A 5,605-nucleotide genomic window follows, 5' to 3' on the forward strand; every position below is an offset into this window, starting at 1 on the left:
CCGCCGCGGCCGCTAAGTCCTCGCGACACAAGGCCGCCACGCTTCGCGGGCTACAATCCGAAACTTTGCCAAGTTATTGATTCAGGAGAAGAATTCATGGCGCTCGAACGCACCCTTTCGATCATCAAACCCGACGCCGTCGCGAAGAACGTGATCGGCCAGATCTACGCCCGCTTCGAAGGCGCCGGCCTGAAGATCGTCGCGGCCAAGATGGTCCACCTCTCGCGCGGCGAAGCCGAGCAGTTCTATGCCGTGCACAAGGCCCGCCCGTTCTTCAAGGACCTGGTCGACTTCATGATCTCGGGCCCGGTGATGATCCAGGCGCTCGAGGGCGAGAACGCAATCGCCAAGAACCGCGAGCTGATGGGCGCGACCGACCCGAAGAAGGCCGAGAAGGGCACCATCCGCGCCGACTTCGCCGACAGCATCGACGCCAACGCAGTGCACGGCTCGGACGCGCCGGAAACCGCCGCCGTGGAAGTGGCGTTCTTCTTCCCCGGCATGAACGTCTACTCGCGCTGAACGACGTGGAACGGGTCAACCTGCTCGATTTCGACCGGGACGGGTTGACTGCGTTCGTCGAACAGCTCGGCGAGAAGCGCTTTCGCGCCACGCAGCTGTTCCGCTGGATCCACCAGAAGGGCGCGTCGGATTTCGACACGATGAGCGACCTGGCGCGTTCGCTGCGCGACAAGCTGCGCGACCGGGCCGAGGTGCGTTCGCTGCCGGTGGTCGGCGAGCATGTGTCGGCCGACGGTACGGTGAAGTGGCTGTTCGACGTCGGTGCTGGCAACGCCGTCGAGACCGTCTTCATCCCGGAGGCCGACCGCGGCACGCTGTGCGTGTCGTCGCAGGCCGGTTGCGCGGTGGGTTGCCGCTTCTGCTCCACCGGCCACCAGGGCTTCAGCCGCAATCTCGCCACCGGCGAGATCCTCGCGCAGCTCTGGCACGCCGAGCACGCGCTACGCGCACGCCTGGGGCTGAAGGAGGGCGAGCGCGCCGTCACCAACGTGGTGATGATGGGCATGGGCGAGCCGCTGCAGAACTATGCCGCGCTGGTGCCTGCGCTGCGCACCATGCTCGACGACCACGGCTACGGCCTGTCGCGCCGCCGCGTGACGGTGTCGACCTCCGGCGTGGTGCCGATGATCGACCGCTTGCGCGAGGACTGCCCGGTGGCGTTGGCGGTGTCGCTGCACGCGCCGGACGATCCGTTGCGCGACGAGCTGGTGCCGCTGAACCGCAAGTACCCGCTGGCCGAGCTGCTGGCGGCGTGCCGCCGCTATCTCGACGCGGCGCCGCGCGACTTCATCACCTTCGAGTACTGCATGCTCGACGGTGTCAACGACAGCGATGCGCAGGCGCGCGCGCTGGTCAGGCTGCTCGTCGAGGATCAGTCCACGGCGGTGTCTTGCAAGATCAACCTGATTCCGTTCAACCCGTTCCCGGCCTCGGGCCTGCTGCGCTCGCCCGCACCGCGCGTGCAGGCTTTCGCCGCAGTGCTGCAGCGTGCCGGCATCGTCACCACCGTGCGCAAGACGCGCGGCGACGACATCGATGCCGCTTGTGGGCAGCTCGCCGGCGAGGTGCAGGACCGCACACGTGTGCACGAGCGCCTGGTGCGCGCCCCGGTGAAGGTGCTGCGGCGCGCGGCGACTATGCAGGAGACCAAGGCATGAAGGGCATTGCCCGCGGGTGTGCGATGGTCGCGCTGGCCTGGCTGGCCGGCTGTTCGACCACCACGACGACGACGTCCGGCCCGGTCAGCGACGTCCGGCCGTTGCAGCCGGCGCCGGAAGAGGCCGATGCGAAGCGCCGCGCCCAGGTGCGGCTGGAGCTGGCCACTGCGTACTTCGGGCGCAACCAGATGGACGTGGCGCTGCAGGAAGTCAACCGGGCGCTGGCTGCCGACCCGAACCTCGTCAACGGCTACAACCTGCGCGGTCTGATCAACGCCAGCCTGGGCAAGGATCAGGCCGCCGAGGACGACTTCCGCCGCGCGCTGACGATCAACCCGCGCGACGTCGACGCCCTGCAGAACTTCGGCTGGTACCTGTGCCAGCACAAGCGCTACGCGGAAGGCAACGCGCAGTTCACACAGGCGCTGGCGGTGGCGCAGCGGCGCGATCCCTCGCGCATCCTGCTGGCGCAAGGGGTGTGCCACGCCTTCGCCGGCCAGCTCGACGAGGCCGAGAAGGCGCTGCAGCGTTCCTACCAGGCGGACCCGAGCAATCCGTCGACGTCCGTGAACCTGGCAGAGGTGCTGCTGCGCCGCGGCGAGGCAGAGCGCGCGCGTTTCCACATCCGCCGCGTCAATGCCAATCCGTCCTACGTCAGCGCGCAGACGCTGTGGCTGGCGGCGCGCATCGAGCACAAGCTGGGCAACAAGACCGGTGTCCGGGACCTGGGCAACCAGTTGCTCAGTCGCTATCGCGAGACGCGGGAGGCGATAGCGTTCGAGCGAGGACAGTTCGATGAGTGAGACCGCGGCCGACGTGCCGACACCCGGGCCGACCACGGCCGGCGGACTGCTGCGCCAGGCGCGCCAGGCGCAGGGCATGCACATCGCCATGCTGGCTGCCGCGACCAAGGTGCCGCAGCGCAAGCTCGAGGCGCTGGAGAACGACCGCTTCGACGAACTGCCCGACGCGACCTTCACCCGCGCACTGGCGCAGACGGTGTGCCGCACGCTGAAGATCGATCCGGCTCCGGTGCTGGCGCTGCTGCCGCGGCTGCCCGGCCAGCGGCTGGAGCATGTCGGCGAGGGCATCAACGCGCCGTTCCGCGAGCGCTCGGCGCCGGCGCAGAGTGGCGACTGGTCGTTCATCGGCTCGCCCGCGGTGTGGGCGCCCCTGCTGCTGTTGCTGGTCACCGCGGCCGTCTACTTCCTGCCGGCCGGCATCGTCACGCTGCCGATATCGGGCCCGGCCTCGGCCCCCGCGGCGACGGCGGCGCGTGTCGTCGAGCCGCTGGCGGCGCCCGAGGTGCCGGCGTCGGCTGCCGTGCAGCCGCCGGCGTCACCGGCATCGGTGGTCGTCGAGACGGTGCATTCCGCCCCGGCGGTGCCCGACGACGCCGCAAGCGTCGCGGCGGTGGTCGCGCCGGTGGCCGGCGCGCTGCAACTGCGCGTCAGCGCCGAGTCGTGGGTCGAGGTGATCGACGGGCGCGGCCAGCCGCTGCTGTCGCGGCTGCTGCAGCCGGGCGAGGCGGTGGGCGTGGACGGCGTGGCGCCGATCCGCCTGACCATCGGCAACGCCAGTGCCACGCAGGTGTCGTTCCGCGGCAAGCCGGTCGAACTGACCGGCGCCACGCGCGACAACGTGGTGCGCATGGAACTGAAGTGATCGGACCGGCATGAACGACCCGCGCGAAACCCTCGACGAGTTCATCGAACCGGCACGCCCGGCACAGCGGCGTTCGCACCAGGCCGTCGTGCGCTGGGGCGCGCGCGAGGTGACGATCGGCGGCGGCGCGCCGGTGCGCGTGCAGTCGATGACCAACACCGACACCGTCGACGTGATCGAGACGGCGATCCAGGTCAAGGAGCTGGCGATCGCCGGCTCGGAGATGGTGCGCATCACGGTCAACACGCCTGAAGCCGCGCAGGCCGTGCCGCACATCCGCGAGCAGCTCGACCGCATGGGCATCGACGTGCCGCTGATCGGCGACTTCCACTACAACGGCCACCGCCTGCTGACCGAGTTCCCGGCCTGTGCGCAGACGCTCAGCAAGTACCGCATCAACCCGGGCAACGTCGGCAAGGGCGACAAGAAGGACAAGCAGTTCGCCCAGATGGTCGAGGTGGCGGCGAAGCACGGCAAGCCGGTGCGCATCGGCGTCAACTGGGGCAGCCTCGACCAGGAACTGCTGGCACAGATGATGGACGAGAACGGCCGCCTGGCCGAGCCGCACGAGCCGCAGCAGATCATGTACCGCGCCATCATCACCTCGGCGGTGGAGTCGGCGCGCCGCGCCGAAGAGATCGGCCTGCCGCCGGAGCAGATCATCCTGTCGTGCAAGATGTCCGGCGTGCAGGACCTGGTCAGCGTCTACCGTGCGCTGGCCAGGCGCTGCAACTACCCGCTGCACCTGGGCCTGACCGAAGCCGGCATGGGCACCAAGGGCACGGTGGCCTCGACCGCCGCGCTGGCGCTGCTGCTGCAGGACGGCATCGGCGACACCATCCGCGTCAGCCTGACGCCGCAGCCCGGCGAGGCACGCACGCAGGAAGTGGTGGTGGCGCTGGAGATCCTGCAGTCGCTCGGCCTGCGCGCCTTCAACCCGAGCGTGACCGCCTGCCCCGGCTGCGGCCGCACCACCAGCACCACGTTCCAGGAACTGGCCAAGCAGATCGACGACTTCCTGCGCGCGCAGATGCCGGTGTGGAAGAGCAAGTACCCCGGCGTCGAGACCATGAAGGTCGCGGTGATGGGCTGCATCGTCAACGGCCCCGGCGAGAGCAAGCATGCCGACATCGGCATCAGCCTGCCCGGCACCGGCGAGGCGCCGGCCGCGCCGGTGTTCATCGACGGCGAGAAGGCGCTGACGCTGCGCGGCGAAGGCATCGCGCAGGAGTTCCACCGCATCGTCGAGGACTACATCGAGAAGCGCTTCGGCTCGGCCTCCGCGGTCTGAAGCGCAGCCCCATCCGAACGGCCTGCCGCCAGCGCGCGGCAGTGCCCACGCTGAATCGAACTCAATGGCTGAACCCATCCGCGCCGTCAAGGGCATGAACGACATCCTCCCGCCGGACTCCGCGCGCTGGGAGTGGCTCGAGGACAGGATCCGCGCGCTGATGCAGCGCTACGGCTACCTCAACGTGCGCACGCCGATCGTCGAGCCGACGGCCCTCTTCGTGCGCGGCCTCGGCGAGGTGACCGACATCGTCGAGAAGGAGATGTACTCCTTCGAGGACTCGATGAACGGCGACCGCCTGTCGCTGCGCCCGGAGAACACCGCCGGCGTGGTGCGTGCGATGACCGAGCACTCGCTGCTGCGCGACGGCGGCCGGCGCCTGTTCTACATCGGGCCGATGTTCCGCCACGAGCGGCCGCAGAAGGGTCGCTCGCGCCAGTTCCACCAGTTTGGCGCCGAGGCGCTGGGCTATGCCGGGCCGGACGTCGACGCCGAACTGATCCTGATGCTGCGCGCGCTGTGGCGCGAACTCGGCATCGTCGAGGATCGCGACGTCAAGCTCGAGCTGAACAGCCTCGGCCAGCCGGCCGAGCGGCTGGCGCACCGCGCCGCCCTGATCCAGTATTTCGAAGCCCACGCGGGGCAGCTCGACGAGGACGCCAAGCGCCGCCTGCACACCAACCCGCTGCGCATCCTGGACAGCAAGAACCCGGCGATGCAGGCGCTGATCGAAGCCGCGCCGCAACTGCCCGACTTCCTCGGTGCCGAGTCGCTGGCGCACTTCGACGCAGTGCGCGCCGTGCTGGACGCCGCGGGCCTGGCCTACCGCCTCAACCCGCGCCTGGTGCGCGGCATGGACTACTACAACCTCACCGTGTTCGAGTGGATCACCGACAAGCTCGGCGCCCAGGGCACGGTGTGCGGCGGCGGCCGCTACGACGGGCTGATCGAACAGCTCGGCGGCAAGCCG

The 5,605-nt window shown here is 69.5% G+C and carries 6 protein-coding genes; all 6 read left to right on the forward strand.

Features of this window, described 5'->3' with window-relative positions; genetic code table 11:
• Window positions 1-96: 96 nt before the first annotated feature.
• The gene (gene ndk, locus AAG801_RS39870) at window positions 97-522 is read left to right on the forward strand and encodes a nucleoside-diphosphate kinase (protein WP_341893408.1); all 426 of its coding nucleotides are present in this window, start codon (window positions 97-99) and stop codon (window positions 520-522) included.
• A gap of 5 nt (window positions 523-527) precedes the next feature.
• On the forward strand, window positions 528-1,679 hold the full coding sequence (gene rlmN / locus AAG801_RS39875) for a 23S rRNA (adenine(2503)-C(2))-methyltransferase RlmN (RefSeq protein ID WP_341893409.1): 1,152 nt from the start codon (window positions 528-530) through the stop codon (window positions 1,677-1,679).
• On the forward strand, window positions 1,676-2,482 hold the full coding sequence (pilW, locus tag AAG801_RS39880; protein WP_341893410.1) for a type IV pilus biogenesis/stability protein PilW: 807 nt from the start codon (window positions 1,676-1,678) through the stop codon (window positions 2,480-2,482). Before rlmN ends, pilW begins: the two co-directional genes overlap by 4 nt.
• Window positions 2,475-3,344: a helix-turn-helix domain-containing protein gene (locus AAG801_RS39885; RefSeq protein ID WP_341893411.1), complete on the forward strand. Its 870-nt coding sequence runs from the start codon at window positions 2,475-2,477 to the stop codon at window positions 3,342-3,344. Before pilW ends, AAG801_RS39885 begins: the two co-directional genes overlap by 8 nt.
• Window positions 3,345-3,354: 10 nt before the next feature.
• Complete coding sequence (ispG, locus tag AAG801_RS39890) at window positions 3,355-4,635, forward strand: flavodoxin-dependent (E)-4-hydroxy-3-methylbut-2-enyl-diphosphate synthase (protein ID WP_341893412.1); 1,281 nt, start codon at window positions 3,355-3,357, stop codon at window positions 4,633-4,635.
• Window positions 4,636-4,699: 64 nt separating this feature from the next.
• Window positions 4,700-5,605: histidine--tRNA ligase (hisS, locus tag AAG801_RS39895; protein ID WP_341893413.1), on the forward strand; the 906-nt coding region annotated here is incomplete at its 3' end.

It is taken from the genome of Variovorax sp. YR752 (genome assembly GCF_943372545.1).